The sequence below is a fragment of the Rathayibacter sp. AY1E8 genome, from assembly GCF_002931415.1.
GTDB lineage: Bacteria > Actinomycetota > Actinomycetes > Actinomycetales > Microbacteriaceae > Rathayibacter.
Genome location: NZ_PSVI01000115.1, coordinates 1 through 1,112, shown reverse-complemented (window position 1 = coordinate 1,112; position 1,112 = coordinate 1). Strand labels below are relative to the sequence as shown.

Genomic DNA, 1,112 nt, shown 5'->3' with positions numbered 1-1,112 from the left:
CGGCGGCCGCGAGCACGAGCACGAGGACAGCCGCGGGGTGCGGCTCCCCGAGCAGGAGCAGCGCGGCCAGCGCGGCCCAGGCGAGGGCGCCTCCGGCGGCGACGGGGCCGAGGTGCGGGGTGGCGGCGGGTGCAGTGGCGGTCATGGTCCGTCCTCTCGTCGTGGTCCTCCGAGCCTCGCGGAGGGCCGTCGGCGGCACCAGATCAGCATCCGGGCACGGCAGCATCCGGACATGCGGCGGACCCCCCGGCTCCGCGCGGGCCGGAGGGTCGGGGGACCACCGGACGCCCGGGCAGGCTCCGGCCGTGGCAGCATCCGGTCAGCCGGCCTCGCGCAGCCTCCCGCCGGCGGGGTGGAGGCTGCGCCGCGCACGGCGCGACGGCGGAGTCGTGGGTGTCGTCGGCTCCTGCTCTCCGGGCGCCCGCTCTTCCCGGGGCGGTGCCCGCGGTCGTAGGCTCGCGCTCATCCGCAACGGGAGGGGCCGACGATGACCGCCACGAGAGAGACGTCCGCCCCGCCCGAGCTCAAGCGGGTGCTCGGCCCCAAGCTGCTGCTGCTGTTCGTGGTCGGCGACATCCTCGGGACCGGGATCTACGCCCTCACCGGGCAGGTCGCGGCCGAGGTGGGCGGGGCCGCGTGGCTCCCCTTCGTGATCGCGTTCGTCGTCGCCACGCTCACCGCCTGCTCCTACCTGGAGCTGGTGACGAAGTACCCGCAGGCGGCGGGCGCCGCGCTCTACGCGCACAAGGCGTTCGGGATCCACTTCGTCACGTTCCTCGTCTGCTTCACCGTGATGGCGAGCGGGATCACCTCGGCCTCCGCCGCCTCGGGCGCCTTCGCGAGCAACTTCGCGATCGGCTTCGGGCTCGGGGACGGCGCGGGGACGCGGCTGAGCATCGCGCTGGTGTTCATGGTCTGCATCGCCCTGGTGAACCTGCGGGGCGTCGCCGAGAGCGTCGGGCTGAACGTGGTGCTCACCCTGATCGAGCTCTCGGGCCTGCTGCTGGTGATCTTCGTGTGCTTCTTCGCGGTGTTCGGCGGGCAGGCCGACTTCTCGCGGGTGGTCGCGTTCGAGGCGCCGGAGGACAAGTCGCTGCTGCTCGCGGTGAGCA

1 protein-coding gene is annotated in these 1,112 nt (G+C 73.9%); it reads left to right on the top strand.

The features are described from left to right. Positions 1–487 precede the first annotated feature (487 nt). The coding region (locus tag C5C74_RS16855; protein WP_146083111.1) for an APC family permease at positions 488–1,112 on the top strand (625 nt) is incomplete at its 3' end.